This is a genomic window from Dactylosporangium roseum, assembly GCF_025264685.1.
GTDB classification, from domain to species: Bacteria; Actinomycetota; Actinomycetes; order Mycobacteriales; family Micromonosporaceae; genus Dactylosporangium; species Dactylosporangium roseum.
This window is the reverse complement of record NZ_CP073721.1, coordinates 7,657,054-7,683,111: the sequence shown is the minus strand read 5'-3', so window position 1 is coordinate 7,683,111 and position 26,058 is coordinate 7,657,054. Positions and strand designations below refer to the sequence as shown.

Here is a 26,058-nt window from a genome sequence, read left to right as displayed (position 1 = left end):
CAGTAGTAGGAAATTTTGACCGGTCAAAATTTATCACTACAATGCTCTGCGTGCCAGCAGGGCGCACCCGACGTGAGGAAAGCCGGTTCCGCGAGCAGGCCAACATGCTCGCCGTACGGCTGCGCGCTCTACGCATCGACAAAGGCATGACGCAGGAGAACCTCGCCGGACAGGCCCACGTCGCCGTGTCAACCCTGCGCAAGATCGAATCCGGCCGCGTGGTCGAGCCCGGCTACTTCACCATGCTGTCGCTGGCCAACGCCCTTGGCATAGATCTCCGCGAACTCGCCTAGACTAGTCACCAGCAAGATCACACAAACCAGAACAGCCCCGGCGCACCGCGCAGACCACCGGAGCTGCAAGCCAGCACCTCCGGCTGGCGCGGTGGGATGCACCGTCCCCAGACGTGCTGTTGCCCAGCCGACACCGGCTACCGGCCATTCGGGAACACGACGTTGTGCTGCGACGCGTCGTCGAGTTCGATCCGAGCGCCGTGACTGACGCCGCCTTGGTCACGTCGATCCCACCCGCCTGCGGCGGTTTCACGCCCGGCGTCGCGTTCAAGCCATCCGGCCAGCCCGTACAGCCGATGACCTCGGGTTCGATTTCTGAAAGATCCACCCGATCAATCGACAATATCCGATTGATCGTGCGGGCATCCTCAACAACCTCACACGGTTGCGTCCCAAAAGGGGTGTTCGCGATGGCAGGCAAAGGTGTTGTGGTCAAACGGTGCGGGTGCATCGATCCGGCGACCGGCCGACGGCGGGGCAGGTCCTGCTCCCGCCTCGTGGCGCCGAATCACGGCTCCTGGTACTTCCACTGCTCCACAGTGGACATTTTCGGCCGGGCGCAGCGGGTCCGGCGGGGAGGCCACCCGTCGCAGACGGCGGCGGCCCAGGCGATGGAGGCGTTCCTCGCCCAAGGCGTGGCTGACCGTACCGTCGCCGGGTGGACCGTGGCCCGGTGGCTGCGGTTCTGGCTGTCCACCCGCACCGCGATCCGCCCCACCACCCGGCTGTCGCACACCGGCTACATCGAACAGTTCCTCATCCCGCACCTCGGTCACATCCGGCTGGGCGAACTGACCGTGCAGCACCTGGCGACGGCGTTCGAACGCATCGGGCAGGAGACCAACCGCTCCGGCAAACCACACACCCCGTGCACCCTCGCCCACATTCGGACCACGCTGCGGGCCGCGCTCAACGCCGCTGTCCGCGAGGGCCTGCTGCCCGACAACCCAGCCCGGCGGCTGGAGCTGCCCACCCATGCCAAGCCCCGCCCGGTGGTCTGGTCCCGCGCCCGCGTCGCCGCCTGGCAGGCCACCGGCCGCCGCCCCGCCGTCGCGGTGTGGACCCCGACCCAGCTCAAGGCGTTCCTGCACGTGGTACGAGACGACCGGCTGTACGGATTGTGGTGGCTGCTCGCCCTGCGCGGCCTACGCCGCAGCGAGGCCGCCGCACTGCGCTGGAGCGACCTGGACCTCGACCACGCCGAACTCACCATCAGCAAAGCCCGCACCACCGCCGCCTACCAGGTGTACGAGGGCGACCCGAAAACCCAGGCCGGGTGGCGCACCATCGCCCTGGACAAACACACCGTCAAAGTGCTCCACGCCCACCAGCGCCGACAGCGCCTCGAACGAGGCGTCCACGATGGAGCGTGGGACGCCAGCGGCTACGTGTTCACCGCCCCGGACGGTCGGCCGCTGCACCCGGATGCCGTCACCCGCCGCTTCGTTCGCCTGCTCGGCACGACCGACCTGCCGCCGATCCGGCTGCACGACCTGAGGCACGGCGCCGCGTGCCTGGCCCACGCCGCTGGCGCCGACCTGAAGACCCTCCAACACCAACTCGGGCACGCCAGCATCGCGGTCACTGCGGACATCTACACCACCGTCCTGCCCGCCGTGCAGCGCCGCTGTGCCAAAGCCACCGCCCGACTGCTCCGCAGCACTCGTCGCCAGCCTCGGCGCAGCAACGAGCGCAGGAGCAGCGAGAGGTGCCGAGATCGGTAGGCCGTCAAGAGCTGGCCGGCGCGGTGATCGGTGATCACCCGACCATCGCGCCTGCAGTTCAGATCGCGGCGTCGTGTCGCACCGTGTGCTGTTGCACGGCGTTCGCAATTGCGTGATTGTCGCGTGCGCACTTGAGCACATATTATTCGGGTCGACCGCAGCACGCCGTGAGCGAAAGGGGGCCCCATCGTGGGCGACGACCACGGCCACTATCACCGATCCGGGGCACACCAGGTCCACCCCGAGCCGCACGAGCACGATCACGGGCGTGGTCATCACCATGGGCACGGCGGTCGGCTCGCCGCGCTGCGACACCGGCTCGGCCACATCCTCGCCCCGCACTCGCACGACGCCGCCGACAAGGTCGATCCGGCGCTGGAGTCCAGCCGTGAGGGGATCCGGGCGCTGTGGATCTCCCTGGCGGTGCTGGGTGCCACCGCGGCCATGCAGGCGGTCGTGGTCGCCTTCTCCGGTTCCGTCGCGCTGCTCGGTGACACCTTGCACAATGTCGCCGACGCGCTGACCGCCGTTCCGCTGGGCATTGCGTTCGTCCTGGGCAGGCGGGCCGCGACCCGCCGGTACACCTACGGTTTCGGCCGGGCCGAGGACCTCGCCGGTGTCCTGATCGTCCTGGTCGTCGCCGGTTCCGCTGCGCTGGCCGGCTACCAGGCGGTCCAGCGGCTCGTCCACCCTGCCGACGTGGCGCACCTGCCCTACGTCACGCTCGCCGCGCTGGTCGGCTTCGCCGGCAACGAGATCGTCGCCCGCTACCGGATCCGCGTGGGCCGACGCATCGGTTCGGCCGCGCTCGTCGCCGACGGGCTGCACGCCCGCACCGACGGATTCACCTCCCTCGCCGTGCTGTTCAGCGCCGGCGGCGTCCCGCTCGGCTGGCGGTGGGCCGACCCGGTCGTCGGCCTGCTCATCACCGTGGCGATCCTGTTCGTGCTCAAAGACGCCGCCCGGGAGGTGTACCGGCGGCTGATGGACGCGGTCGACCCGGTCCTCGTCGACACGGTCGAAGCCACGCTGCGCGCTACCCCCGGTGTCCTCGACGTCGGTGTCGTGCACCTGCGGTGGATCGGCCACCAGCTACGCGCCGAGTGCGAGATCGTGGTGGACGCCGAACTGAGCCTGACGCAGGCGCACGGCATCGCGGTGGACGCCGAGCACCGGCTCATCCACGCGGTGCCGCGGCTCACCCGGGCGTTCGTGCACGCCGATCCAACCGGCGCCGACCACCACGCCGGGCTCGCCCACCACCACGAGGGCGCCCGCGTCGGGTAGCGGGCCGCCGATCCCGCGGTGGCAAGATTGGTGCCCATGTACGCACCGGACGCCCAGCCACCGGCCGAGGCTCAGGTCGAGGCGGCGGTGACCGCGCTACGGATGCTGGCCGACCCGACCCGGCTACGCCTCATGTGGCACCTCAGCGTCGGCGAGCACGACGTGGCCACCCTGACCGCGCAGGTCGGCGCGGCGCGCCCGGCCGTCTCCCAGCACCTGGCCAAGCTGCGCCTGGCCGGCCTTGTCACGGTCCGCCGCGACGGGCGCCGCAGCGTGTACCGCGCCCGGGGTGGCCACGTCCGCCGCCTCGTCGCCGAAGTGCTGTTCGCCGCCGACCACCACCTGACCGGCGCCGCCGACCACGACTGACCCAGCGGTCGACGGCACCACGGCCGCCGTGGACCGGCATTGCTCTCCTCCCTAGCCGCGGCCATAGGCCCGGACAGCGTTCCGCGGTCGGCCCGGCGGCTATGCCCGGTCGAAGGCGGTGAAACGGACACCGGTCAGTTCCTGCGAGACGGTCCACAGCCGGCTGGCGGTGGCGGTGTCGCGTGCGCGCTCGTCCGGGACGATCCGGGTCGGGTGGCCGCTGCGTTGGCCGGGCCCGCCCGGGGCGATGAACTCGCCGCCGTGGATGTCGGGGGTGGTGGCGGCGAACAGCGATGAGCGGGCCGCTTCGGCGGGTGTCTGTGCCGTGAGGCGCATGAGGCGCAGCAGCACGGCCCGGACGGGACCGCCGGTGTGGGCGAGGTTGGTGCGGGCGACGCCGGGGTGCACGACGACGCTGGCCAACGCTGCTCCGACGGCGTCGGCGCGGCGCTGCAACTCGAAGGCGAAGAGCACGTTGGCGAGTTTGGACTGGTTGTAGGCGCGGAGCTGGCCGTAGTTGCGTTCGCCCATGAGGTCGTCGAAGTCGACGCGGCCGCTGGCGTACAGGCTGCTGCTGACCGTGACGACCCGGGCGCCGGGCCGGGCGAGCAGCGCCGACAGCAGCAGCCCGGTCAGGGCGAAGTGGCCGAGGTGGTTGGTGCCGAGTTGGCGTTCGAACCCGTCGGCAGTCAGCTCGCGGGGGATCGCCATCACGCCGGCGTTGTTGACCAGCACGTCGAGGCCGTCGTGGTCGGCGAGGAAACGCGCCGTGAACCGGCGTACCGAGGCGAGGTCGGCGAGATCCAGAGGCGCCGCCTGCACCGTGGTACGGGGACCGGTCCGGGCTCGGATGGATGCCGCAGCGGCCTCGGCCTTGTCCGGGTCGCGGCCCGCCACGACGGTGCGGGCGCCCCGGCGGGCGAGTTCGAGGGCGGTGTGCCAGCCGATCCCGCCGGTGGCCCCGGTGACGATCACCGTGCGTCCGGCCAGGTTCGGGATGTCGGCCGCGGTCCAGGGTGGCATTCCTCAAGGTCCTTTCCGGGCGAACGTCGACCCGACGATCGCCCTGGTACCGGATGGCCGTCACCGATAGATGCGGCGCTGGCCGGGTCGGTGCCGGCCGGCGCCCACGTCTGGGTCAGGACGTGTGCATGGCGACGACGGCGCGGATGAGGAAGTGCACGCCGAGGCTGCCTGCGAGGACCAGCGCGGTGATCACGACGGCCTTGATCGCGACGCGTCGGCCACGGTTCGTGGTACGGGACATGGAGGTTCTCCCATCGAATTGTTGTGACGATCGGTCGACTCGGGACGGGGTCGGCCGGGTTACTCGTAGGCGAGGGTGTCGCTGACGGTCATGGCGGCGGCGCGGCGGGCGGGCACGATGCTGGCCAGGGCGCAGAAGACGGTGACGATGGCCAGCCAGGCGGCGATCATCGGGCCGTTGACGGCGAAGGCAAGCGGCGCGTTGAGCAGGAGGTTGCCGAAGAGTTGGTCGAACAGCACCGTCGCCGGGCCGGCCAAGGCCAGCGCGAGGACCCAGCTGACCGCGCCGGTCACCGCCGCCTCGACGCCGATGAGGGTGAGCAGTTTCGCGGTGGTGGAGCCGATGGCGCGCAGGACGCCGATCTCGCGGGTGCGTTCGACGACGGAGACGGTGAGGGTGATGGCCAGGCCCATGCCGCCCACGACGACGCTGAGCAGCGTCATCAGGTTGAGCAGCACGTTGAAGATCACCTTGTGTTCCTCCAGGATTTTCCGGGTGTCGAACAGGGTGGTCCGGCCGACGACGGTCATCCCGGCGCCGGTCAGCGCCCGGTCGAGGGCGTCCTGGGTGGTCTGGACGGCGGACAGATCGTGCCCGGTGGTGACGATCCGGACCGTGTTGACGGTGCCGGGGGTGCCGAGCGCGGCGGCCAGGTCGTCGCGGGACACCCAGGCGATCCCGCCGCGGACCGTCCGGGCGACGCCGACGACGTGCCACGTGGTGGCCCGGCCCGCGATCTGCAGGGTCAGGTCGGTGCCGACGCGGACGTCGGGCAGCTCCAGGGCGAGGCCCTGGCTGACGACGAGCTCGTTGCGGCCATCCTGGGTCAGGGCGTGGCCGTCGAGGACCGCCAGGTCGAGTACCGGGCTGGCGGCGTCGACGCCCTGGAGGCTGACGGTTTCGGCGGCGCCGGCGGTGGCGGGCACGGTGAGCCAGCCCTCCACCCGGCTCACGCCGGGCACCGTGGCGACCGCGGCCGTGAGCCGGTCGATCGGATACGGCTTGTCGACGCGGGCGGACACGTCGTAGGGCTCGGAGTCGATCTCGGATTCGACGAACGTCTGCTCCAGCCCGGTGGTGAGGTTGCCGGCGGCCATGAAGATGCCACCGGCTATGGCGAGGGCGCTGGCCGCCAGGATCAGCCGGGCCCGCCGCCGGAACGCGTTGCGGACGCCCATCAGCGGCAGCCGGGGCAGCCGCCGAGCTGAGAGCGCGGCGGCGAGACCGGTGGCGGTCCGGGCGGAGCGGACCGCGCCGTGCTCGCGCATCGCCTGCGCGGCGGTGATCCGGGTGGCGCGCCACAGCACAGCGCCCATGGTGAGGACCGGCACGGCGAGCCCGGTGAGGAGCTGAGCGGCGATCAGCCAGGCCGGCATCGCGGTGTCGGCGATCTCGAAGTTCATGAACAGGGCGACGAAGTCGGCGTAGGCGAGGCCGGCGAGCCGGCCGAGGGTCCAGCCGGCGGCGCAGGCGATGCCGCCGAGCGCGGCGATCATCGCGGCGTAGCCGCCGAGGATCTGCCCGGTGCGGGCGCCGACCGCCTTGAGGGTGCCGATCTGGCGGACCTGGCCGGACAGCAGCGCGGAGACGACGGTGACGGTCAGCAGGGCGCTGAGGGTCAGCGCGAGCGCGCCGAAGAGCAGTTCCAGGCCGAGCATCGCGTCCATGATCTTCTGGTGCGGGTGTTCGCCGGGGTTGGGCACGTCGAGGCTGGCGACCCGGGCGCCGGCGGCGGTGAGGCGGGCGCTGACTGCGGCGGTGACCGCCTCGACCTGGGCGCGGTCGAGCCGGTTGTCGCCGATGAGCAGGCGCAGCCTGCGCGGTGTCGCGGTGGGGTCGAGCCGCGCCATGGTGTCGGTGGTGACGAAGCCGTAGGCGCCGCCCTCGACCCAGCCGGGCGCGAGGCTGGGGTCGTTGACGGTGCCGGCGACCGTGAGGGTCTGCGTCGCCGAACCGGGCAGTTCCACCTCGACGGTGTCGCCGGGCTTGACGGTGCGGATCGCGCCGTCCGACGAGGACTCCACGACGATCTGGCCGGGCGGTGGGGGCCAGGCGCCGGTCTGCGGGATGGGCCGGGCGATCGTCATGTTCGCGTCGTCGGTTCTGGCGGTCAGGTGCATCGGTACCCAGTCGCCGCCGGGTACGCGGATCCGGGCGCCGGGGGCCTCGACGAGGGACCCGGCGGCGTCGACGCCCGGCACGGCGCGCACCGTTGTGAGGGCCTGCGGGGTGAGGCCGTCGACGACGAGGGTGGCCGAGACGGGGTGGGAGCCGAGGAACGCGTCGCGCTGCTCCCGTTTGGCGACGTAGTAGCTCGTCGAGATCGCGGTGGTGCCGACCACGCCGAGCGCCATGGCCACGATCACCATGACCGCTCGGCCCCACTGCTGGCGCAGGTCGCGCAGGACCTTGCGGGAACGCACGTTCAGCACGGCACGGCCTCCGTGTCCTGGGCGACGCGCCCGTCGGCGAGGGTGACGGTGCGCGGCACCCGCTCGGCGATGTCCCGCTCGTGGGTGACCATCAGTACGCAGGTGCCGGCGGCGGCGAGCCCTTCGAGGAGGTTCAGCACGGCGTCGCCGGTGGCGGCGTCGAGGTTGCCGGTGGGTTCGTCGGCCACCAGGACGGGCGGGTCGTTGGCCAGGGCCCGGGCGATCGCGGCCCGTTGCTGCTCGCCGCCGGACAATGTGGAGGGCAGCTTGTCGGCAAGGGCGGCGATGCCGACCTGGTCGAGCAGTTCCAGCGCGCGAGGCCGCCGCCGCGCGCCCGGCACGCCGCCGGACAGCTCCATCGGCAGCATCACGTTCTCGGCCACGGTCAGGGTTGGCAGTAGCTGGAAGAACTGGAACACCACCCCGACGGTGCGCCCGCGCCACGCGGCGAGCCGGTTCTCGCTGAGCTGCCCGAGGTCGGTGCCGGCGACGACGACACTCCCGGCGCTCGGGCGGTCGATGCCGGCGATCAGGTTCAGCAGCGTCGACTTGCCCGACCCGGACCGGCCGACGATGGCCACGAACTCGCCCGCGTGGGCAGTCAGGTCCACACCCCGCAGCGCCTCGAACACCGCCGTGCCGAGGCGGTACGTCCTGCTGACCGCGCTGACCCGCACCATCGGCTGCTCGCCGGAGGCACCGGCCGCCGACGATGGATGCCCGACCGACCTGGCCATGCTCACTCCCAACGTTCAGATGCCACGCTTCCAGACGGTCGCTAGTTAATGGACACCTGTTTTGTAAAGGAGTATCGTTCAGCGCCACGGACCCCCGTCAAGCCACACAACGCCGGCATCGTCCACTACCGGACACCAGCGCCGAACTGTCCAGGAAAGCCAGGCCCCGATGCGCCAGATGAAGACCGACCGCCGGTCACTGCGGACCCGGCAGATGCTCATGGGCGCCATGGTCGACCTCATGCGCTCGAAGCGCTACGACAGCATCACCGTGCAGGAGATCACCGACCAGGCCAACATCGGCCGGTCGACGTTCTACGCCCACTTCACCGACAAGGACGACCTGCTCGTCGACGGCGTGCACCGCATGCTCGCCGGGCTCACCACCGCCACCGCCGCCACCGGCAGGCACCTGCTGCCCAGCCTGGCGTTGCTGCACCACATCGGCGCCCAGGCCGACATGTATCAGGTCCTCGCCCGTGGCCGCGGCTTGCACCTGTTCATGACCGCGCTCGAGGACGAACTGACCACCATGCTCACCGAACGCCTCACCGCCCGGCTCGCCGCCGACACCACCCCGGCGGTCCCGCCGCCGCTGCTCGCCGCCATGATCGTCGGGATGCTCACCACCGCGATCCGCGCCTGGGTCGGCGGTGGGTGTACCGAACCGGCCGAAGACATCGACCGGATGTTCCGCACCGCCGCCGTGGCAGCCGTCCGCGCCGGACTGCGCCACACCCCGCCCGACGAACCGCCCGACCCGCCGACCCGCCAGCCCGCCCAGCGCGGCGGCCAACACCGACCGGCTTGACAACCGCCACCGGTCCACATTTAAAATCGATCGATCGCTTATAAACGTGTCGGTACCCACCGGCGGCGAACGAAAGGCGATCATTGATGAACCGACCCGCATCGGCGTCCAACACCAAGCAGCCTGGTCAACTGGGGGCCTGGGCGCCGTTCTACGACCTGACGATGAAGGTCTTGACCCTGGGACGGGAACGGGCGCTGCGCCAGATGGAGGTGGACCTGTCCTCGGCCAAGGTCGGGGACACGGTCCTCGAGGTCGGGTGCGGCACCGGAACCCTGACCCTCGCGCTGGCCAAGCAGGTCGGTGCCACCGGACGCGTCCACGGGGTCGACATCGCACCGCAGATGATCCGGGTGGCCGGCCGGAAGAACACCCGCGCCGACGTTCCGGCCACCTTCCAGGTCGGCCGGATCGAGCGCCTACCGTTTCCCGACGCGACGTTCGACGTGGCGGTCTGCAGTTTCATGATCTTCCACATGCCCGGCAACGTCCGCCAGCGCGGGCTGCGTGAGATCTCCCGGGTACTGCGGGCCGGCGGCACGTTCCTCGTGGTCGACACCGCCGCACTGGACCCGCTGAGCGGACCCATGGCGGAGGTCGGCCTCGTCGAAACCGACACCGGCACCAGGAAACTCGGCTGGCTGGCGCCGACCGCGCGGTACCTGCGGGCCACCGCCCACAAGGATCCGCCCACGGACCGAACGGCATGATGGGCACACCATGGCCGCACGCTTCCGGGACGGTGTCAGGTGGGCCGACGCAAGATCATTGAAGATGGGCAGCTCCTGGCGAAAGCCCGCGACATCTTCATGCGCGAGGGCATCGCCGTCGGCAGCCGCCAGATCGCCCAGGAGATCGGCATCTCCAGCTCGGTGCTGTTCCAACGCTTCGGCTCCAAAGAGGACCTGTTCTTCGCCGCGATGACACCCCCCGCCCCCGACCTGGCGGCCCTGCTCACCCGCGACGATGCCGACGATCCCGCCGAGGCGCGGCTGGCCCGCATCGCCGCCGGGCTGCTGGACTACTTCCGCCAGCTCGCCCCGGTGCTCGCCGCGCTGTCGACCCACCCGGCCTTCCACTACCCGACGTTCGCCGAACGCCATCCCGACGCCGCCCTGGAAACCCTCACCGGTGAGCTGATGGCCGCCCTGACCGAACAACACCACAACGGCGAGATCGACTGCCCGGACCCCGGCCCGGTCGTGCTCAACCTCATCGCCACCGCCTACGCGCTGGCGATGTTCGAACGCATCGGCGTCCACAACGGACAGTTCGACCACAGCACCGTGGACGCGCTCACCCGGGTCCTGTGGCACGGCATCGCGCCGGCCGCAGGGACGCCGTGATCCGGCGTCCCTGCGATCGGCTCACTGGGTACGGGAACGCGCGTCGGCGAACCACTGCTTGGTGAAATCCTGCAGCGCGGCAAGGTCGAACCCGGTACACGTCAAGGTTTGCAAGCGGTGGGTGGCGGTGAGCACCGGGCCCAGGTCCGTACGCGCCCCGCCGGCGACGCGGGCACCGTCTTTACCGATGATGAACGCGCGCAGCGCGTCGAGCTGGTCGGTGGGCAGCGTCGGCTGGTACTGCACGATGACGTACCCGTCGCCGAGGACGTGGCCGAAGTCGTCCAGCGGCGCGGTCTCGGTCGGCTCGAAGAAGTCTTTGCCGGGGTGTCCGCCCTGCCCGACGGGCAGGCCTCCGCTGGGACTTCCCTCGCCGCAGGGCCCCGACGCGGCGGCGGTGACCGGAGCGGGGCGGCTGTACCGCTCGACGACCACCAGGACCGCGGCGGCGAGACCGAGCACGACCAGGCCCATCGCCGCGTACCGCTGCGCCTTGGCGGAGGTGAGCCTGGCCGGCAGGTAACCGGCGATGAACGCGACGACCAGCAAGGCGATGACCTGGCCGACCTCGACGCCGACGTTGAACGCGACGATCCGCCCCAGGCTGTCGACGCCGTGCACGTCGATGTCGCGCAGGCGGGTGGACAGGCCGAGACCGTGGATGAGGCCGAACCCGACCACAGCGGCGCCGAACAACCGCCAGTGCAGTTGGGTGCGGGGCCGGGCGAACCAGGCGACCAGGCCGACGACCACGACGCTCAGGCCGATGACCAGATCGACCTTGACCGGGCTCACCCGCCACCCGATGAGCGAGGCGGAGATCAGCGTGACGCTATGACCGAGCGCGAACAACGAGACGAGCGCGGCGGCGCGACGGGCCGTGCCGGCGATGAGCGCGACCCCGGCGACGAACAACAGGTGATCCCAGCCGAGCAGCATGTGGGTGATGCCGAGCCAGACGAACTCGGGCGTGCTGCGACCGCCGCCGCTGACCCCGTGCGCCGAGGCGGCTGGCGAGGTGAGCAGGAGCAGGCAGGTGGCGGCGGCCACGACGAACGCGGCCCGCGGGTCGGGAGCAAACGACGCATGCGAATACCTCTCGGATTCGGGCACGGTGGTATCGCGCCCGTGGCAGGTTCGGGACGAGCAGAAGCGCGGCGATCAGTGCCGGACGGAACCGGCGGGTGTCACCGCGGCGGGGCGCGTCCCGCGAGACGCAACGTCGGCCAACGCGGCATCGTGAAGATGGCCCTGGCGTGGGAGCGGGGTTTGACGACGCCGCCGTGGCGGGTGCCGTCGGCGCACCACCCGCTGATCAGACGGAGCAGACTCGTGATGCCGCGCCGCCACAGCAGCGCGGCGACCGTGCCGCACAGGAAATGCACGGCCGCGCCGGCCAGCAACAGCAGCGGCGGCGGCACGACATGCGTCTGCGACATCGCGTACGCGACCGACTCCGCGGCGAGGAACCCGCCGGTGGAGCCGATGCCCATCCACCGGGCCGCGCCCGGCAGCCTCGGCTCGGCGGAACCGGGCCGAACCGCGGTGCCGGCGACCGCGAGCAGCGAGGTCGCCAGTAGCACCAGGCTGAGCAGCGCCAGCGCCGCGTCGAAGGCGTGCACGTGGGCGACCCCGGCCAGGATCCCGTGCGCGGCGCCGCCCTCGGCATCGCCGCCGGACTGGCCGGCCTTCCCGGCACCTGACGCCAACCAAGATCTCACACGCCTGAGGTTTGAGGCGGGCCGGCGGCGAACTGTCGACCGCCAGCACCCTCGGCGACGACTACGGCCGACTCCAGCGGCTCGTCATCGGTCGGCGTCACATCGAAGAGCACAGCACACAGCCGACCAACCACCACGCCGCGGCCGGCGCCGCCCTAATGGAACGGCACGCCGGTCGCGGCGATACACCAGCGACTACGCCTCCCAGGCGCCGTCCAAAGGAACTCGCAGCCGGGCCTGGGACAGCAGCAGGTCTGCGGTCGCCTGCGCCGCGGCTTGGGCGACCTGCCGGATGATCACCGCGTAGATGTCCAACGTCGTCATGATCCGGGAGTGGCCCATCTGCTCCTGCAACGCCTTCAGGTCCGACCCGGCAGCGAGGGCGATGCTCGCCGCCGCATGCCGCAGGTCATGCAGGCGTACCGGTGGCAGGTCCAGTTCGTCGACCAGGTGTTTGAAGCGGCGTGTCAGCCAGTCCGCGGTCACCGGTTTGCCGTTGCGGTGCCGGAACACCCGGCCCTGCGGATCGACATGCCCGTGCCGGTGCCGCTGTGCGTGCCACAACGCCCGCAGGATTGCGACGCTCATGTCGTCCAGGGCAATGGTTCGGACACCGGCGGCGGACTTGGTCGGGCCGACCCGTTCCACACCGTCGACCACGTACACCTGCTCCCGGATCCGCAGTTCCTTGCCGGGCAGGTCGATGTCCTCCCACCGCAGCCCGGCGATCTCCCCCCGCCGCGGACCGCGCAGCGCGACCAGCCACCACAACGGGAACAGGAAGTCGTCCTGCACCGCCTCCAGGAACCGGGCCAACTGCGACAGATCCCACACCGCCACCCGTGGCCGGATCCCGGTCTGCCGCCACGCCGCCTCCCGCTGCGCGTCCCACAACACCGGATACACCCGACCGCCAGCCGGCAGCCGAACCCGCCAGGCCGGGTTGTGGCCGAGCATCCCCAACCGGCGGGCCTCCGACAACGCGGTCCGCAGCACCGCATGCACCCGGTGCACCGTCCCCGGCGAGATCAACCGCCCGGTCCGCACCCCGACGCGGCGCCCCACCTCGTCCAGGAACCGCTGCACATGCCTGGTCCGCAGCTTCGCCAGCCGGTGCCCACCCAGTAACGGGATCAGGAAGCTGTACGTGATCCACCGGTAGTTCGACACGGTCGTCGGACGCAGCCGGCCGGGGATCTCCGACAACCAGAACTCCAGGAACCGGCGCACCGTCCACGTCCGAGCCAACGCCTCCGGACCCGGCACGCGCAGCAGGTCCCAATAGCCGCGTTCAGCATCCCCGCGGGTGAGGAACCCGCCCCGGCGGACCAGCATCCGTCGCCCATCCGGCCCGGCCACCTGCACCGCGAAGTACCAACGGCCGTGACTGGGATCCTCCAGGTTGGGACACCGCCACACCTGCCGGCCCGCCGCGTCGCGGCACCCACACCGGCGGTACAGCCGCGCTTCCGCTTGCTCAACCGTCACGACCATCTCGAGCACCTGAACCGAGTCGTGACACCAACGAACATGATCAAAACGATCCCCTCAACAGCTAGAGGACCACGGATCACGAACGGTCAGAGGTTCGAGTCCCTCCGGGCGCACAACGGAATCTCATGCGTCGCCACTGCGAACGGCCAGCTCACCAGGGTCAACCTGCTCGTAGATGTGGGTCACGACCGTGACCCACATCTGACCCACACGAGCCGAACAGACATAGCCTCTTGGCTATATTGCCTGCTCAGTGCTGGCGCGCCCGAAGGGACTCGAACCCCTAACCTTCTGATCCGTAGTCAGATGCTCTATCCGTTGAGCTACGGGCGCTCAGTTGCTCGGCCCAGTGTACACACCGGGTTTTGCGCGGAGGCTCCGGGATTCGAACCCGGGATGGGCTTTAAGACCCAAACCGCATTAGCAGTGCGGCGCCATAGACCGAACTAGGCGAAGCCTCCAGCAGCCCCGTCGCCGGTGGCCGCCGTCCGAGGATACAGGGCCGCCCGAGTGTCCGGCAAAGTGGGTATCCTCCTGGAGTGCGGTGCTCGTCGGCAGCCCCGCTGACCTGCACTCCCGGCCAGGTGTGACGCCCGACACCGCCATTCTGGCGATGGTCTCGGTCACACCCGGCGCGCGGCGGCATTCCCCACTACGCTCTTGCAGATGGGAGAGGACGCTACCCCGCCGCAGCCTCGAAAAGCTCAAAAAACCCCAAAAGCGGATGTTGTACCGCCTGTGAGCCCGTCGGCCACCACGCCCCCGACGACGAGTCCGCAAGCCAAGGTGCTTGGTGACACCTCGCTGCGCTTCGAGCCTCCGCCGCAGGAGATCCCGCCCGCGAGCGTGCCGCAGGTGCCCCCGCGCCCGCGTAATCCTCCCGTCGCCCCTTTCGTCCCGCCCTCGCCCTTCCGCGCGAGTGACGCTCCCACCGAGCCCGCGGTGCCGAAGAAAACGCCGGCCAAGAAGGCGGCCCCTGCCGCCGGGGCCGTTTCGGCGGCCCCGTTCACGAAAGCTGAGCCGGCGGTGGAGGCGACACCATTGAAGAAAGCCGAGCCGGTAGCGGAGGCTGCCCCATCGAGGAAGGTGGAGGCGGGCCCATTGAAAAAAGTCGAGCCGGTGGTGGAGGGGACACCGGACGAGAAAGCGGAGCCGGCGATGACGGCTGCGCCGGAGGATGCCGCGCAACCGGTGAAGGCGCCCGCGGCGAAGGCTCCCGCGGCGAAGGCTCCCGCGGCGAAGCCGTCCGTAGCGAAGGGGGCCCGGGCTGAGTCGGCTCCAGCGGAGAAACCCGCGGTCGCGAGTGCCCCGGTCGCGGAAAGGCCGGCGGACGTCGAGGAGGCGCCGGCCAGGGGCGAGGAGGTGCCGGCAAGGAAGACGTCGGCAAAGAAGGCACTGGCCAAGAAGGCACCGGTTAAGCAGGCAGCGGCAAAGAAGGTGCCGGCAAAGAAGACGTCAGCGGAGGACGGACCGGCCAAGGACGCACCCGCCGACGAGGCCACTGCGAAGCCGGCCGAGAAGGCCGCCGCGAAGAAGGTCACCCCGAAGAGAGCTGCCCCAAAGGCCGTGGCGAAGAAGGTCCCTGCCGCGCCGTCGCCTTCGTCGACCGAGCAACTCGAGCTGCTCGCCAGCGTCGAACCGGCCGTCAGGATATCTCCCGCCATGAAGGCGGCAGCGGAAAAGACCGCTGCCAAGGCAACGCCGGTTGAGGAGTCACTGGTTGACGAGCCGGTGATTGAGGAGGCGGCCGCCGAGCGGGCGCCGGTCGAGCAGACCGCCGTCGAGGAGGCCGACCTCCAGGAAACAGCCCCGCCCCAGCCGCGAAGTCCGCAGCGGAACCGATGGTCCGGGGTCAACCCTGCCTACCTGCCCGAGGTGCTCGCCCTCGTCGCTGTCGACCGGCTGGGGGCCGCTGCCCGTCGGCGCGTGGAATGGTACACGGCCACCTATCCCTCCGCCGGGCCGGACGCCGTCTCCCGCGCGGTCGTCCGCGAGTTTGTCCGGCGGGCTCGCCGCCAGGGGTTCGCCGCCGGTGTCGCCGGGCCGCTGGGGTTGATCGTCGAGGTCGCCGGGGTCAACTGGCTCCACGCCAAACTTGTCCTGCACCTCGCGGCTGTGTACGGCCATGATCCCCTCGACCGCCGGCGCGCCGCCGAGTTGCTGGTCCTCCAGCGTGTGCACGGCAGTGTCGAAACCGCCGAGGCCGCGCTCCGAGCCGCCGAACAAGCCGCGACGACCCGCCGCTCGACCCGGGCCGTCGGCGTGGGTCGCCTGTCGGCCCCCTTCGCCGGAATGCTCGGCACCGGCCTCCTCCAGGCCGCGACGGCCCGCCTGGCCAGGCGTGTGCTTCCCGGTGTCACCCCACTGCTCGGTGCCGTCAACGCCGCCCGCAGCACCGAGCTCCTCGCCGCCCGGGCGATCCGCCACTACCGCCGTCGTTGACCCGGTCCGGCCCGAATTCGGAGGTCAGGCGCACGGCGACGGCCGTACGGCCTGGCGACCACCTTCACCGCGCTCTCCTCCAAGTGCCCGGATGCTGAAGGCCGAGGAGTCGGTGCGTGCCGACCGGCTCGTCCTGAGCGAACGGCGCTCCACAGCGCAGCGACGTTCGGGGGTTCCCAGCCGACCTGGGACGTGTGCGCCTGGAGGCAGCGGTGTACGCGGTGTTCGGGGCCCACGTGCCGCCCTGCGGCGGGTTGCGCAGCCGGTCAGTCCGCCGATCCGGCCGCCGACCTCGCCTCGGTGTACCCCGCGCGCTGGGCGACGCCGGGACCGCGCGGGCGATCCTGGCCGAGGTGGTGCTCACGCTCGCCGGCGGGCTGGCAGCCGTCGATGCGCTCAGGACGAGCTGGACCGGCCCCAGAGGTTGATGCCCGACCCGGTGCTCCATGGACCGGTGGCGGTCGGGACCGGCGTCACAGATTATGTGCCTTACCCTCGCTCACCCGGGCGGGTGGCCGTCCAACAGCAGGAACCGCCGGCCACGCCGGCGACGCACGTGTTGGGGTATGGCCGGATTCTGAATCGGATGCCGGGCGTCCCAGGGGCTCGTACAGTCACGAGCGTGGACGTGACAGCGCGGATCCAGTGGCTGGAGGCGGTGGCCGACCTTCTGCGCCGTTCGCACCTGTCGCAGTCGGACCGGTTGACCGGTCACCTGGTGGAGGCCTTGCATCCGCTGGGGGTCGAGGCGCGGGTCTACCTCGTGGATCGGGAGCAGCTCGCGCTGCATCCGGTGCCCGGGCCGGACCGGCCACCGCCGGAGCCGCTGCCGGTCGACGGCTCGCCGGCCGGGCGGGCCTTCGCGTTCGTGCGGTCGCATGCCACCGCGCCGGACCGGCTCTGGACGCCGATGGTCGACGGCACCGAGCGGCTCGGTGTGGTCGAGTTCCGGCTCCCCGAGGGCATGCACGCCGAGGACGAGGCGGTGCGGTGGCACTGCGAGCTGATCGCCGGGCTGTTCGGTCACCTGGTCACGACCAAGTTGCCCTACGGTGACGCACTGCAGTCGGTGCGCCGTACCGAGTTGATGTCGACCGCCGGTGAGCTGCTGTGGCAGATGCTGCCGCCGCTGACGTTCACCTCCGACCGGATGACGATCAGCGCCATCCTGGAGCCCTGCTACGACGTCGGCGGCGACGGCTTCGACTACGCCGCCGACCGGTCGACCGCTCACGTGGTGATCCTCGACGCGGCCGGCCGGGGGCTGCGCGCCGGGCTGGCCTGCACCGTCGCGCTCGCGGCGATCCGGGCCGCCCGCCGGGCCGGCGGCGACATCGAGGCGCAGGCGGACGCCGCCGACACGGCGCTGGCGGAGCAGTTCACCGACGCGCGGTTCGTCACCGCGGTCATCGCCGAGCTGGATCTGGACAGCGGCCGGCTGCGGTATCTGAACGCCGGTCACCCGCCGCCGCTCGTCCTGCGCGGCGGCGGGCTGCACGGCGTGTTGTCCGGCGGCCGGCGCATGCCGCTCGGCCTGTCGGCGACGGCACTCGGCGCCGGCGACTTCGGCCGTCCGGCCACCGCGACCCTCCAGCACGAGGACCGGCTGCTCCTCTACACCGACGGCATCATCGAGGCGCCCGGCCCCGGCGGTGAGCCGTTCGGCGTCGAGCGGCTCGTCGCCTTCGCCGTGCGGCACCAGGCGCAGGGGTTGCCGACGCCGGAAACCCTGCGCCGGCTCTGCCACGCCGTCCTGGACCACCAGGGCCGCCCGCCGCGCGACGACGCGAGCCTGTTGCTGCTGGAATGGTCCGACACGACCCTGGAGCGAAACCTGCCGTGACCGAGCACCGAGGAGCCCCGATGCCAGACCTCATCCTGGCCGTGTCCGCCCGCGACGTGGGCGACCGGACGGTGATCACCGCCCGCGGGGTCATCGACTACGGCAGCCGTTCGGTCCTCCGTGAGGCGACCGACGAGGCGCTCGACGGCGGCAAGGTCCGGCTGGTGCTCGACCTGTCGGGAGTGACCCTGTGCGACTCCAGCGGCTTGAGCACCCTCGTGGATGTGCACCGGCGGGCGACTGCCGCAGGTGGCTGGCTGCGCCTGGCCGGTCTCCGGCCGATCGTCAGCACGGCGCTGACGCTGACCAATCTCGATCGCGTGCTGCCCGTCTACGACACGGCCGAGAAGGCTGTCGAGGCGGCATGACCGCCGGAGCGCGGCGGAGACGAGCAGGCCGCTGGCTTCTTTCGGGAGTTCACCGTGGGGAGGCGGGACGCCGGAGGGTCAGCCGATCGTCGTCACCACGTTGCCGTCGTGGTCGCGGATGTCCGATCGGATGATCTCCACGACGAGCGGCGGAGCGGTCGGCACCGTACGCACACCGGAGACCGGCACCAGCACCCCGATCAGGCCGTCGAGGGCCTCGTCGGTGAGGACGACCTCCAGGGCCTCCGGGTCCTCGCCGGTGCCGACCGAGTAGCTGCCGGACGAGAACACGACCGTGCTGTCCGGTCCGTTCACGACCAGCGGCCGGCCGAACGGCAGGCGCCCGAGCAGCGTGTGCGCGACCCGGTCGGCGATGTGCGCGCCGACGGTCAGGCGGATCAGGTCGCCGTCGGGCCGCCAGCCGAACTCGGCGACGGCGAGGCTGCCGGTCGACGAGCCGTCGCGCCGCCGCCCGTCCGCGACCGCATCGGCGACGGCCGGGTCGTCGGTGATCGAACGCCGGTCGAGATCGGTGACGAGCGACGGCACCCGCTCGGCGAGCAGCTCGAGGAACTCCCGGACGCTCCACGTCTGGGTCGCCGTGTATTCGTCCAGGGTGAGGCCGACGACCTGGAGGAACTGCACGGTCCCGTGCGGGGTCGCGATGGTGCCGAGCTCGGGGTCCTCGGTGAACGCGATCGCGCGGATGAGCGTCTCCCGCTCCAGGGCGATCGGGCCGTTGAGGTCCATGTGATGGTTGGCCTCGAACCAGTTGCCGGTCTGGAAGACGTATCGGGCGAGGTTCTGCAGGAAGTTGGCCACCCAGACCGGCGGCTCGGTCTCCGCCGGATCGCGCCGCACGCGGAACGTGAACTCGAAGCCCCACCCCGACTCGTCCGGGTCCTCCGACTCCTTCTCGTAGAGCTCGGACATGCCGAAGGTGACGACGTGCCAGTGCGGCACCGGGTCGAGGCGCGGATAGAAGCTGGTGCCGTCGAGCGGGTCGGGCCCGCCGAGGCGCCACTTGACGATCGTGGCGAGGTGCTTGGGCTCCACGCCCGGGTAGAGCCGGTCGAGCGCGGCGTCGATAGCGTCCCAGCCGGGCGCGTCGGAGGTCACCAGGTGATTTAACGCCATCGCTGTCTTTCGCGCAGCCCCGGGCCGGCGGGCATTCGACCCAGGCGGATCGCCTCCGTGCAGAGGTCCTCGCGGAAGATCCGCTCGATCCCAGCCCGCGCCGGTCCCACGTCCTCGTACCTTCACCCGCTTGCTTGAACACGCCCGGCCCGATTCGACCCCCGGGCGGATATCCTTCTCGGCGGCAGGCACGGACCGTGAAAGGGGTCTCAGTGAGCAGGGAAACGCTGGAGTTCCAGGCCGAGACGAGGCAGCTCCTGCAGTTGATGGTGCATTCGATCTACTCGAACAAGGACATCTTTCTGCGCGAGCTGATCTCGAACGCTTCCGACGCCCTGGACAAGCTGCGGCTCGAATCTCTGATCAACAAGGAGCTGCAGGTCGACACCGACGATCTGCACGTCGAGCTCGAGGTCGACCAGGGTCGGCGCACGCTGACCGTGCGCGACAACGGCATCGGCATGTCCCGCGACGAGGTCGTCTCGCTCATCGGCACGATCGCCAAGTCGGGCACCGCCGAGCTGCTGCGCAAGCTGCGGGAGACGCAGGACGCCGGGGCGTCCCAGGAGCTCATCGGGCAGTTCGGCGTCGGCTTCTACTCGACGTTCATGGTCGCCGACAAGGTGACGCTGGTGACCCGGCGGGCCGGCGAGAGCCAGGGCACGTTCTGGGAGTCGACCGGCGAGGGCACCTACGAGATCGAGTCGCTCGACGACGCGCCGCAGGGCACGTCGGTCACATTGCATCTCAAGCCGGAGGACAGCGAGGACCGGCTGTTCGACTACACGGTCGAATGGAAGATCCGCGAGATCGTCAAGCGCTACTCCGACTTCATCGCCTGGCCGATCCGGATGGCCGGCGCCGAAGGTTCTGACGCGCCGCTCAATTCCATGAAGGCGCTGTGGGCGCGGCCCCGCAGTGAGGTCAGCGACGAGGAATACCACGAGTTCTACAAGCACGTCAGCCACGACTGGACCGATCCGCTCGAAACGATCCACATGAAGGCCGAGGGCACGTTCGAATACGAGGCGCTGCTCTTCATTCCGGCCCGCGCGCCGTTCGACCTGTTCAGCCGCGACGGCAAGCGCGGTGTGCAGCTCTACGTCAAGCGTGTGTTCATCATGGACGACTGCGAGGCGCTCGTCCCGCAGTACCTCCGATTCGTCAAGGGCGTCGTGGACGCACACGACCTCTCGCTCAACATCTCCCGCGAGATCCTCCAGCAGGACCGCCAGATCCAGGTGGTCCGCCGCCGACTGGTGAAGAAGGTCCTGACCACCCTCAAAGACCTCAAGGCTAACGATGCGGAGCGATACGGCAAGTTCTGGGCCGAGTTCGGCCGCGCGTTGAAGGAGGGCCTCCTCGACGACACGGAGAACCAGGACCTGCTGCTCGACCTGGTGCTCGTCCCGTCGACCGCCGCCGAGTCGACGTCGCTGCGCGAATACGTGGAGCGGATGCAGGAGAGCCAGAAGGACATCTACTACATGACGGGCGAGTCGCGCGCGATGGTCGAGCACTCGCCGCACCTGGAGGCGTTCCTCGCCAAGGGATACGAGGTGCTGATCCTCACCGACCCGGTCGACGAGATCTGGGTCGAGCGGGTGACCGAGTTCGACGGCAAGCCGCTGCAGTCGGTCGCCAAGGGCAAGGTCGACCTCGGCTCCTCGGAGATCCCCGCGGAGCAGGCCACCGACTTCGCGCCGCTGTTGTCCTGGCTGGGTGAGAAGCTGCAGGAGGACGTCAAGGAGGTCCGGCTGTCGTCGCGCCTGACGACGTCGCCCGCCTGTATCGTCGGCGACGAGCACGATCTCACGCCGACGCTGGAGAAGATGTACCGCGCGATGGGCCAGGAGATGCCGCACACCAAGCGGATCCTGGAGCTCAACCCGGAGCATGCGCTGGTCTCTGGCCTGCGCGCGGCCCACACGGCGAACGCGGAGGACCCCGCCCTGGGTGAGACCGCCGAGTTGCTCTACGGCATGGCCCTGCTTGCCGAGGGCGGCGAGCTGGCCGACCCGTCCCGCTTCACCCGACTGCTGGCCGACCGTCTGGCCCGCACGCTGTGACCGACGTCGAGAGCCTGCGGGCGGCCGAGCGCCGCCTGCAGGCGGCGCAGCGGGCGAGCGACGTGGCGGAGCTGGACGCGCTGATCGACGAGCGACTGATCTTCACCGGCCCGGACGGCAAGTTGTACGGCAAACAGGACGATCTGCACGTCCATCGCACCGGCCGCCAGGTCATGACCAAGGTCGCGGAGGAGTCCCTGGACGTCCTGGTCGACGGCGGGCTGGGGGTGACCTGGTTCCTGGGGACGCTGGAGGGCACGTTCGCGGGTGAGTCGTTCGCCTGGCGGATGAGGTACACCCGCACCTGGCTCCACGATCCGTCCCGCGGCTGGCGCCTAATAGCCGCTCACGCGAGCGTCGCCTGAGTATTCTGTGCGCTTGTGCGGACAGTGACGCTCGACCTGGTGGACGGGGCGGGGGAGTTACTCGGGGCCTTGCCAGCGTTCACGGTCGAAGCGCCGTGGTGGCCGGAGGTCGCGGACGTCGTCGCCGGGGCGCGGGAGCGCTTCGGGGTCGAGGTCACGGTCCTCCGGCTGCTGCACGCCGACCGGCCGCGTCCGCACGGCGGGACCGTCACCTACCTGGCCCAGGCCGACGGGCCGGTGCCGCCGGTCGAGCCGGCGCGGGTCAACCTCGCGCCGCATCCGCACCGCGCACCCTACGCCGAGGTCGGCGGGCCCGCGGAGAGCATCCGCTGGGCCGTCGGCGCCATGCGCGATCTCGGCCTCGGGACGCCGTCGCGCATCATCCAGCGCAAAACCTGGAACCTGTCGGCGTTGTGGCAACTGGACCGGGCTGCCGGGCCACTGTGGCTCAAGCACCTGCCGGGCTTCCTGAAGGCCGAGAGCGAGGTCCTGGCGTGGCTCGGCGCGGTGGCGCCCGGCGCCGCACCCCGGCTGCTCGCGGCCGACGGCACCGGACGGCAGTTGCTGGGCAATCTCGCGGGTGAGGACCGCTTCGGTGCGCCGGCCGCGGAGCGGCTGTCGATGATCGACCTGCTGCACGGGCTGCAGCGGCGGGCGCTCGACGATCTGCCGCTCCTGGCCGGGCGCGGGGTCACCGATCGCCGGGGCGGGCTGTTGTACGACCAGATCATGATCGCCGCGGAGCCGTGGCTGTCCGAGATCTTCGGCCTCGGTGAGCTGCTCGCCGGGCTCCGCGAGCGGCTGGCGGCCGTCGCGGACTGCGGCGTGCCGGACACGCTCGTGCACGGCGACTTCCACCCGGGCAACGTGCGTTCCGACGCGTCGGTACCGCCCGCGGTGCTGGACTGGGGTGACGCGTTCCTCGGGCATCCGGCGTTCGACCTGCTGACGATGTGCGGCGGGCTGCCGGACGAGGAGGCGGCGCCGATTGTGGCGCGCTGGGCGGCGCTGTGGCGGCGGGCGGCGCCGGGCTCGGATCCGGTCCGGGCGGCCGAGCTGCTGCGCCCTGTGCGGCCGCTGCTCGGCGCGACCAGCTACGCCAACTTCATCCATCACATCGAGCCATCCGAATGGCCGTACCACGCGGAAGACGTCCCGACCTGCTTGCGGATGGCCGTCGCTCAGGCGTGACCCGGTTTTGTCGTACCGGTGTTGTACAACTACCCGCGTGGATCTGGACTTGGATATCGAGCGGCGCTCCACAGCGCCGTTCATCGCGCCGGTACAACCCCGGAAGCTCGCGAAGGTCCCGTTCGTGGAGCTGGCCGACGGGCGCCTGCAGGGCGTCGTGTCGAGCGGCTCGGACATCGAGCGGGTCTATGTCTCTTCGATCGGCGCCGGTTCGCACGGCCTGAGTTGCAGCACCAACAACAACCGGCCCTGCGGCGGGCTGCGCGGGTCGTGGCCGTGCAAGCACCTCCAGGCGCTGCTCGACGAGGCGGTGCTGCAATACGGTGCGGAGCGCGTCACGCGCTATCTGCGTATCGAGGTCGAGGAGGGCAAGAGCCTCGTGCACGGCCTGCACGGGCACCACGAGCCGGCGCCGGCCGCGACGGTGTTCAGCAGCTTCCTGCGCCACCTCGCCTATCTGGAGCTGCCCACCTCCACCGACCCGGTGCCCGAGCTGCACTGGTTCCCGGCGACAGGAGCCCGCTGATGCTTGCCCTCCTCGACGGCACCGACCCGGGACTCACCGAGGCGCTCGATGTCGTGGCCGCGGTCGACGACGGCCTCGTCCACGGCTTCGCCCGCGTCGACGAGGACCGCGCCGCGGCACTGGCCGCGCTGGCCGGCGCGTTCGCCGGCAGCCCGCTGCGCGACCGGATCGCCGAGGCCGTCGACAAGGTCGCGGCCGGCTCCATCGCCGACGAGCACCTGCTGGCCCTGGCCGCCGCACGCGTCGCGGTGTTCGGCGCCGTCCACGACGCGTTGCTCGCCCGCGTCGACAGCGCCCTCAGCCGCACCCGCGCGCCGTGGCAGGGGCAGCCCGGCCCGGCCGCCGGCGCCGCCAACCTGCTCGCCGGCAGCCGCTCCTGGCTGCGTGAGCTGGCCATCACCGGCTGGCGCGGTGTCGACCACGATCTCGTCACGGCGTCGAGCCAGGTGATCGAGGCGACGCTGGCCGACCCGGAGCTGCGCCGGCTGGCGGTGCTGCTCGACGGGCTCGCCGCCGAGCTGCGCGCCGCCAGCCCCATCGCGACGCTCGAGCGGCTGCCGGTGCGCCGGTGGGCCGACCTGTGGAGCCGCGCGCTGCTGCTGGCCCAGGACGGCGGCCGGGCCGGGCGGGCGGCCGACGCCGAGACCGTCTCCGGCCGGCTGCTGGTGCTCGGCGTCGACGTCCACGAGCACAGCACGGCGGTGCAGGTTCAGGTCCACGGCGTGCTCGAGGCGGGCGGCGTCACCCGGCTGGTCCGCACCAGCGTGACCGCGGGCAAGGTCGACACGATCGTCGGTCCGGCGATCTGGGGCCTGCTCCAGGGCTTCCCGGTGCTGATGACCGCGCTCGCCGAGCGCCGCAGCCTCGACCTGACCGACGTGCCGCTGCTCGCGAGCGGCGACCTGATCTGGCACGACACCCGGGCGAAGGCGGGGGAGCCGGCCGACCCGTTCGCGACGGCGCGGGTGCTGCTCCCCGGTGCGCTCGCTCCCGCCGTGCCGCCGCTGGACCGGCACCCGGCCCGCATCGCCGAGCCGGTGTTCGTGGAGGGCGACAGCGCCGTCCCGCTCGACGCGACGCGGCTGCCCGCCTGCGGACCGCTGACCGCCGACCTCGTCGCCGGCGCGTCCGCCTGCATCGGCCTCCTGCGCTGGGACGCCGGCAAGTGGACGGTGCAGCCGATCGCCGTGCAGGCCACGGTGAAGAAGAAGACCGTCGCCGTGCACACCGCCGACTGGGCGCTCGGGCCGACCGACGCCAAGGCGGCCAAGGCCGCGGGCGACGCGGTGCAGGTGCTGCGCGAGCGCGCGGGAAGGCTGCTGCGCAAATGAACACCGCCGACGAGAACCGGCGCCAGGTGCTGTACTGGCGGATGCTGGGCCGCCTGTTCGAGGCCGACGAGCAGATGACGCTGGAGTCCGCCAGCGTGGCGATCGTCGACGACCTCGGGTTGCCGCCCGCACTGCTCGACCCGACCGTCTCCGTCGACACGCTCGTGCAGCGCCACCCCGATCTGGCCGGCGAGTTCGACGGCTTGATGAAGCCCGAGGCGGAGCCCGTGCCCGGGGACGAGGTCCGCCGCGCGGCTCTGGTCGCCAAGCTGCTCGTCAACGTCTTCGCCACCGGCAGCGGCAACGTCAGCGCGACCCAACTGGCCAACTGGCAGTCCGACGCCGGCTGGTTCGAGCGAGCCCTCGGCATGGACCCGGGCGAGCTGCGCGGCCGGCCCAACGCCGGCGGCATGGCCACGGTCCTGGCCGGGCTGGAGGGCGACCTGGTCCGCCGGATGCACCTGCGCGAGGTCCTCGCAGACCCGGCGCTGGCTCGGCAGCTCACGCCGAGCATGTCGCTCATCGAGCAGTTGCTCCGCGACAAGGACAACCTCTCCGGCGTCGCGCTCGCCAACGCCAAGGCGCTGATCCGCCGGTTCGTCGACGAGGTCGCCGAGGTGCTGCGGACCCAGGTGCAGCAGACGAGCGTCGGTGAGATCGACCGCTCGGTGCCGCCCAAGCGGGTGTTCCGCAACCTCGATCTCGAGCGCACGATCTGGAAGAACCTGACCAACTGGAGCCCCGAGGACGAGCGGCTCTACGTCGACCGGCTCTTCTACAAGCAGACCGCCAAGCGAACCACGCCGGCCCGGATGATCGTGGTCGTCGACCAGTCCGGTTCGATGGTCAACGCGATGGTCAACTGCACGATCCTCGCCTCGATCTTCACCGGCCTGCCGAAGGTCGACGTCCACCTGATCGCCTATGACACACGCGCGCTCGACCTGACGCCGTGGGTGCACGATCCGTTCGAGGTGCTGCTGCGCACTCGGCTGGGCGGCGGCACCGACGGCACGGTCGCGATGGCGCTGGCTCAGCCGAAGGTCGCCGACCCGCGCAACACGGTCGTGGTGTGGATCTCCGACTTCTACGAGTGGCAGTCACAGGTGCTGTTCGACTCGATGCAGGCGATGCACCGCTCCGGGGTGAAGTTCATCCCGGTCGGCTCGGTCAGCAGCGGCGGCCAGCAGAGCGTCAACCCCTGGTTCCGGCAGCGCTTCAAGGACATGGGCGCGCCGGTGCTGTCCGGCCACATCAAAAAGCTTGTTTCCGAACTCAAGAGCTTCCTCGCTTAGGAGACCCCAG

The 26,058-nt window shown here is 70.9% G+C and carries 25 protein-coding genes and 2 tRNA genes; 16 read left to right on the top strand and 11 right to left on the bottom strand.

The window, feature by feature from the left end; all coding sequences use genetic code 11:
* The first annotated feature begins 50 nt into the window (after positions 1-50).
* From Drose_RS36135 to Drose_RS36120, 4 genes are all read left to right on the top strand, one after another.
* Positions 51-293: a helix-turn-helix domain-containing protein gene (locus Drose_RS36135; RefSeq protein WP_260725687.1), complete on the top strand. Its 243-nt coding sequence runs from the start codon at positions 51-53 to the stop codon at positions 291-293.
* Positions 294-790: 497 nt separating this feature from the next.
* On the top strand, positions 791-2,017 hold the full coding sequence (locus Drose_RS36130; protein ID WP_260725686.1) for a tyrosine-type recombinase/integrase: 1,227 nt from the start codon (positions 791-793) through the stop codon (positions 2,015-2,017).
* A gap of 189 nt (positions 2,018-2,206) precedes the next feature.
* Positions 2,207-3,304: a cation diffusion facilitator family transporter gene (locus tag Drose_RS36125; RefSeq protein WP_260725685.1), complete on the top strand. Its 1,098-nt coding sequence runs from the start codon at positions 2,207-2,209 to the stop codon at positions 3,302-3,304.
* A gap of 36 nt (positions 3,305-3,340) precedes the next feature.
* Positions 3,341-3,673, top strand: a complete 333-nt coding sequence (locus Drose_RS36120) for an ArsR/SmtB family transcription factor (RefSeq protein ID WP_260725684.1) — start codon at positions 3,341-3,343, stop codon at positions 3,671-3,673.
* 99 nt (positions 3,674-3,772) lie between these two features.
* On the opposite strand, the gene Drose_RS36115 is transcribed toward Drose_RS36120, so the two are convergent.
* The 4 genes from Drose_RS36115 to Drose_RS36100 form a co-directional block, all read right to left on the bottom strand.
* Positions 3,773-4,696, bottom strand: coding sequence for an oxidoreductase (locus Drose_RS36115; RefSeq protein ID WP_260725683.1), 924 nt, complete (start codon positions 4,694-4,696; stop codon positions 3,773-3,775).
* Positions 4,697-4,811: 115 nt separating this feature from the next.
* Positions 4,812-4,940, bottom strand: coding sequence for a hypothetical protein (locus Drose_RS36110; protein ID WP_260725682.1), 129 nt, complete (start codon positions 4,938-4,940; stop codon positions 4,812-4,814).
* 59 nt (positions 4,941-4,999) lie between these two features.
* On the bottom strand, positions 5,000-7,372 hold the full coding sequence (locus Drose_RS36105) for an ABC transporter permease (RefSeq protein ID WP_260725681.1): 2,373 nt from the start codon (positions 7,370-7,372) through the stop codon (positions 5,000-5,002).
* Entirely contained in the window at positions 7,366-8,109 is a 744-nt protein-coding gene (locus Drose_RS36100; RefSeq protein ID WP_260725680.1) for an ABC transporter ATP-binding protein, read from the bottom strand. Before Drose_RS36100 ends, Drose_RS36105 begins: the two co-directional genes overlap by 7 nt.
* 178 nt (positions 8,110-8,287) lie before the next feature.
* On the opposite strand from Drose_RS36100, the gene Drose_RS36095 reads away from it, so the two are divergent.
* The 3 genes from Drose_RS36095 (at position 8,288) to Drose_RS36085 (ending at position 10,266) form a co-directional block, all read left to right on the top strand.
* On the top strand, positions 8,288-8,920 hold the full coding sequence (locus Drose_RS36095) for a TetR/AcrR family transcriptional regulator (protein ID WP_260725679.1): 633 nt from the start codon (positions 8,288-8,290) through the stop codon (positions 8,918-8,920).
* An 86-nt stretch (positions 8,921-9,006) separates the two neighbouring features.
* A complete protein-coding gene (locus Drose_RS36090; RefSeq protein ID WP_260725678.1) occupies positions 9,007-9,630 on the top strand; it encodes a class I SAM-dependent methyltransferase in 624 nt (207 codons plus the stop codon).
* 39 nt (positions 9,631-9,669) lie between these two features.
* On the top strand, positions 9,670-10,266 hold the full coding sequence (locus Drose_RS36085) for a TetR/AcrR family transcriptional regulator (RefSeq protein WP_260725677.1): 597 nt from the start codon (positions 9,670-9,672) through the stop codon (positions 10,264-10,266).
* A gap of 21 nt (positions 10,267-10,287) precedes the next feature.
* Here the strand turns inward: Drose_RS36085 and Drose_RS36080 are convergent, their stop codons facing one another.
* The 5 genes from Drose_RS36080 to Drose_RS36060 form a co-directional block, all read right to left on the bottom strand.
* Positions 10,288-11,379 (bottom strand): HupE/UreJ family protein, encoded by a 1,092-nt coding sequence (locus Drose_RS36080; RefSeq protein WP_260725676.1) that lies wholly within the window; start codon positions 11,377-11,379, stop codon positions 10,288-10,290.
* A gap of 74 nt (positions 11,380-11,453) precedes the next feature.
* Entirely contained in the window at positions 11,454-11,987 is a 534-nt protein-coding gene (locus tag Drose_RS36075; RefSeq protein ID WP_260725675.1) for a hypothetical protein, read from the bottom strand.
* A gap of 195 nt (positions 11,988-12,182) precedes the next feature.
* On the bottom strand, positions 12,183-13,481 hold the full coding sequence (locus Drose_RS36070; protein ID WP_260725674.1) for a tyrosine-type recombinase/integrase: 1,299 nt from the start codon (positions 13,479-13,481) through the stop codon (positions 12,183-12,185).
* A 257-nt stretch (positions 13,482-13,738) separates the two neighbouring features.
* A tRNA-Arg gene (locus tag Drose_RS36065) sits at positions 13,739-13,814 on the bottom strand.
* A gap of 37 nt (positions 13,815-13,851) precedes the next feature.
* Positions 13,852-13,942, bottom strand: a tRNA-Ser gene (locus Drose_RS36060).
* 277 nt (positions 13,943-14,219) lie between these two features.
* On the opposite strand from Drose_RS36060, the gene Drose_RS36055 reads away from it, so the two are divergent.
* Positions 14,220-15,923: a hypothetical protein gene (locus tag Drose_RS36055; protein WP_260729978.1), complete on the top strand. Its 1,704-nt coding sequence runs from the start codon at positions 14,220-14,222 to the stop codon at positions 15,921-15,923.
* Here the strand turns inward: Drose_RS36055 and Drose_RS39260 are convergent.
* Positions 15,908-16,159 carry a carbohydrate-binding protein gene (locus tag Drose_RS39260; protein WP_390891272.1) on the bottom strand — a complete coding sequence of 84 codons (252 nt, stop codon included), beginning with the start codon at positions 16,157-16,159 and terminating at the stop codon, positions 15,908-15,910. The genes Drose_RS36055 and Drose_RS39260 overlap by 16 nt on opposite strands.
* Positions 16,160-16,545: 386 nt before the next feature.
* Between Drose_RS39260 and Drose_RS36050 the strand changes: the two genes are divergently transcribed.
* On the top strand, positions 16,546-17,766 hold the full coding sequence (locus Drose_RS36050; protein WP_260725673.1) for a PP2C family protein-serine/threonine phosphatase: 1,221 nt from the start codon (positions 16,546-16,548) through the stop codon (positions 17,764-17,766).
* 20 nt (positions 17,767-17,786) lie between these two features.
* Positions 17,787-18,134, top strand: a complete 348-nt coding sequence (locus Drose_RS36045; RefSeq protein ID WP_260725672.1) for an STAS domain-containing protein — start codon at positions 17,787-17,789, stop codon at positions 18,132-18,134.
* Positions 18,135-18,212: 78 nt separating this feature from the next.
* On the opposite strand, the gene Drose_RS36040 is transcribed toward Drose_RS36045, so the two are convergent.
* Positions 18,213-19,253 carry a suppressor of fused domain protein gene (locus tag Drose_RS36040; RefSeq protein WP_260725671.1) on the bottom strand — a complete coding sequence of 347 codons (1,041 nt, stop codon included), beginning with the start codon at positions 19,251-19,253 and terminating at the stop codon, positions 18,213-18,215.
* 230 nt (positions 19,254-19,483) lie between these two features.
* On the opposite strand from Drose_RS36040, the gene htpG reads away from it, so the two are divergent.
* From htpG to Drose_RS36010, 6 genes are read left to right on the top strand one after another with little or no spacing between them, the layout of a single operon-like run.
* On the top strand, positions 19,484-21,340 hold the full coding sequence (gene htpG, locus Drose_RS36035; RefSeq protein WP_260725670.1) for a molecular chaperone HtpG: 1,857 nt from the start codon (positions 19,484-19,486) through the stop codon (positions 21,338-21,340).
* Positions 21,337-21,705 (top strand): nuclear transport factor 2 family protein, encoded by a 369-nt coding sequence (locus Drose_RS36030; RefSeq protein WP_260725669.1) that lies wholly within the window; start codon positions 21,337-21,339, stop codon positions 21,703-21,705. The genes htpG and Drose_RS36030 overlap by 4 nt, the downstream gene beginning before the upstream one ends.
* A gap of 15 nt (positions 21,706-21,720) precedes the next feature.
* On the top strand, positions 21,721-22,896 hold the full coding sequence (locus tag Drose_RS36025) for a phosphotransferase family protein (protein WP_260725668.1): 1,176 nt from the start codon (positions 21,721-21,723) through the stop codon (positions 22,894-22,896).
* Between the two features lie 37 nt (positions 22,897-22,933).
* Entirely contained in the window at positions 22,934-23,422 is a 489-nt protein-coding gene (locus Drose_RS36020) for a hypothetical protein (RefSeq protein ID WP_390891271.1), read from the top strand.
* The gene (locus Drose_RS36015) at positions 23,422-24,753 is read left to right on the top strand and encodes a hypothetical protein (protein WP_260725667.1); all 1,332 of its coding nucleotides are present in this window, start codon (positions 23,422-23,424) and stop codon (positions 24,751-24,753) included. The genes Drose_RS36020 and Drose_RS36015 overlap by 1 nt, the downstream gene beginning before the upstream one ends.
* Positions 24,750-26,048 (top strand): vWA domain-containing protein, encoded by a 1,299-nt coding sequence (locus Drose_RS36010; protein ID WP_260725666.1) that lies wholly within the window; start codon positions 24,750-24,752, stop codon positions 26,046-26,048. Before Drose_RS36015 ends, Drose_RS36010 begins: the two co-directional genes overlap by 4 nt.
* The last annotated feature ends 10 nt before the right edge of the window (positions 26,049-26,058 follow it).

Excerpts from the sequence above, each read along its gene's own strand:
- Drose_RS36120 (WP_260725684.1), top strand. The coding sequence starts at position 3,341 with ATGTACGCACCGGACGCCCAGCCACCGGCCGAGGCTCAGGTCGAGGCG.
- Drose_RS36115 (WP_260725683.1), bottom strand. The coding sequence starts at position 4,696 with ATGCCACCCTGGACCGCGGCCGACATCCCGAACCTGGCCGGACGCACG.
- Drose_RS36110 (WP_260725682.1), bottom strand. The coding sequence starts at position 4,940 with ATGTCCCGTACCACGAACCGTGGCCGACGCGTCGCGATCAAGGCCGTC.
- Drose_RS36100 (WP_260725680.1), bottom strand. The coding sequence starts at position 8,109 with ATGGCCAGGTCGGTCGGGCATCCATCGTCGGCGGCCGGTGCCTCCGGC.
- Drose_RS36095 (WP_260725679.1), top strand. The coding sequence starts at position 8,288 with ATGAAGACCGACCGCCGGTCACTGCGGACCCGGCAGATGCTCATGGGC.
- Drose_RS36090 (WP_260725678.1), top strand. The coding sequence starts at position 9,007 with ATGAACCGACCCGCATCGGCGTCCAACACCAAGCAGCCTGGTCAACTG.
- Drose_RS36070 (WP_260725674.1), bottom strand. The coding sequence starts at position 13,481 with ATGGTCGTGACGGTTGAGCAAGCGGAAGCGCGGCTGTACCGCCGGTGT.
- Drose_RS36045 (WP_260725672.1), top strand. The coding sequence starts at position 17,787 with ATGCCAGACCTCATCCTGGCCGTGTCCGCCCGCGACGTGGGCGACCGG.
- Drose_RS36015 (WP_260725667.1), top strand. The coding sequence starts at position 23,422 with ATGCTTGCCCTCCTCGACGGCACCGACCCGGGACTCACCGAGGCGCTC.
- Drose_RS36010 (WP_260725666.1), top strand. The coding sequence starts at position 24,750 with ATGAACACCGCCGACGAGAACCGGCGCCAGGTGCTGTACTGGCGGATG.